General features: G+C 37.8%; 1 protein-coding gene. It reads left to right on the plus strand.

The window, feature by feature from the left end:
* On the plus strand, window positions 1-2739 hold a 2739-nt coding region (locus tag QVO97_RS08550), incomplete at its 5' end, for a type I restriction endonuclease subunit R (protein WP_288189440.1).
* Between the last annotated feature and the right edge of the window lie 56 nt (window positions 2740-2795).

Consider the following 2795-nt stretch of genomic DNA (forward strand, 5'->3'; position numbering starts at 1 on the left):
GAAATTACTTGCAACAGACAATGGTTTTATTCCAGTGATACACATAATTCTGTTGATATGGTTCTGTCGGTAAATGGGATTCCGGTATTTGCCCTTGAATTAAAGAATCAGTATACAGGACAAAACGTTGATAATGCTAAGCGTCAGTGGATGTATGATCGTGACCCAAGAGAAATATGTTTTCAGTTCAATAAGAGAATCTTAGGATATTTTTGTATTGATCAGTTGGAAGTTTGGATGACAACACGGTTGGAAGGAAAAAATACATATTTTCTTCCGTTCAATCAGGGAGCGAACGGTGCAGGAAATGATGGCGGCAAGGGAAATCCTGCGAATCCAGACGGATATCCGACATCATATTTCTGGGAGTATGTATTCCAGAAAGATAGTATGATGGATATTATCCAAAAGTTTATTCATCTGCAGGTAAAGGAAGAAAAGAAACAAATGCCTGACGGATCAGAGCAGGTCACGAAGAAGAAAAGATTGATTTTCCCAAGATATCATCAATTGGATGTTGTACGTAAATTAATTGCAGATGTGAAAAAAGAAGGCGCAGGTCGTAATTATCTGATTCAACATAGTGCAGGTTCTGGAAAATCCAATTCTATTGCCTGGACAGCGTATAGACTGGCTTCCTTACATGATTCGAATGATGAATCTGTTTTCAGCAGTGTGGTTGTAGTTACAGACCGAACCGTGTTAGATGAACAGTTACAGGAAACCATTTCAGGGTTTGATCACACGATAGGGGCGGTAGAGACGATTGATGATAAAAAGAACTCAAAAGATTTAAGAGACGCCATCAATAACGGAGCAAGAATTATTGTAACTACATTGCAGAAATTCCCGGTGATTTATCAGGAAGTGGATAAGGTTGCCGGAAGAAATTTTGCGATTATTGTCGATGAAGCTCATTCTTCACAGACAGGAAGTTCTGCAATGAAACTGAAAGCGGCGTTGGCTGATACAGAAGCAGCATTGCGAGAATATGCGGAAATAGAAGGAAAAGCAGAAGATGAAATAGATAGAAATGACAAACTTGTGCAGGAGATGCTGACACATGGAAAACATCCAAATCTATCCTTTTTTGCATTTACTGCAACTCCAAAACCAGCAACACTGGAGATGTTTGGAAGTCAATGGACAGATGGAAGTTTCCATCCATTTCATATTTATAGTATGAGACAGGCAATAGAGGAAGGATTCATTCTGGATGTTTTGCAGAATTATATGACTTACAGTACTTGCTTCAAAATTGCAAAAGACACACCGGAAAATCCAGAGCTTCCAGAAAGCAGAGCAACAAAAATTATAAAGAAATATGAAAAATTACATCCATATAATATCAGCCAGAAATCACAGATTATCGTAGAAACATTCAGAGAGACTACGAAACAAAAAATCGGTGGAAAAGGAAAAATGATGGTTGTCACAGACTCGAGACTGGCAGCAGTTCGATATTTCCATGAAATCAAAAGATATATAAGAGAACAACATTATGTAGATATGGATATTTTGGCTGCATTTTCCGGAACGGTGCAGGATGGAGATGAAGAGTATACAGAATCCGGGTTGAATGTAAGAAAAGATGGAAGCCATATATCAGAAAGTCAGACAAAGGAAGAATTTCATGATAATTTCAACGTTCTGGTAGTAGCGGAAAAATATCAGACTGGTTTTGATGAACCATTGTTACATACAATGATTGTTGACAAAAAATTGAAAAATGTGAAAGCAGTGCAGACATTATCTCGTCTAAACCGAACCTGTCCAGGAAAAGTGGATACATTTGTGTTGGATTTTGCGAATAAAAAAGAAGATATTCTGGAAGCATTTCAGCCATTTTATCAGGAGACAAGCCTTGAGCAGGAAGTAAACGTAGATTTGATTTATCAAACGGAAAAAGAACTTCTGGATTATGCAATTTATAATGAGAATGATATCAAGGCATTTATTGATATATGGAATCATCCTGGTAAGCAGGATGCAACTGCAATGGGAAAAATGACAAGTGTATTAAAACCGGTAGCAGACAGATATAATTTGAAAAACCCAGAAGAACGGTATCAATTCAGAAGACAGGTAAGAAAATTATTACGATGGTATAGTTATATAACACAAGTAGTTCGTATGTTTGACGCAGATATGCATAAGGAATATCTCTTCCTTAGCTATTTAATTGGACTCTTGCCGGAAGAAAAGGAAGAACCGATTGATTTAGATGGAAAGCTGAAATTGGAATACTATAAATTGCAGAAGACTTTTGAGGGTGCAATAAAACTGGAAAAAGTTGACGGGCAGTATGTTCCATCTAAAAAGCAGGGGGCACAGGGGATCCGACAGAAAAGCACATTGGATGAAATTTTGGATAAGATTAACGAGAAGTATAAAGGACAGTTTACAGATGGAGATCGGGTGATGCTTGGTGCGTTACACGATAAGCTGATTGCTGATGATAAACTGGCAAGTTCTGCACGTACTTCAGATCCAAGAATTTTTACGGAAAGCATTTTTCCTTCTGCTTTTGGAAATGCAGCAATGGAAAGTTATATGGAAGCGCAGGACAGCTATGGTTCTCTATTTGAGGACAAAAGTAAGTATGATGCTGTAATGAGTGCACTGGCGGGAGTGATTTACAGGGAAATGCGTTCTAAAAAGACTGTGGATTACCGGAAAATTGAGAGAGATGAGCAAGCGCAAATGGTAGCGGAAGAACCAGTTAAATATGGGAAATAAGTAAGAATTATAAAGCGTGGAGGGTGTTTTATGTATATTTCTTCAGTTTCAATTGA

Origin of the sequence: Clostridium sp. CAG:43 (assembly GCF_000434655.1) — a bacterium.
Lineage (GTDB): Bacteria > Bacillota > Clostridia > Lachnospirales > Lachnospiraceae > Otoolea > Otoolea fessa.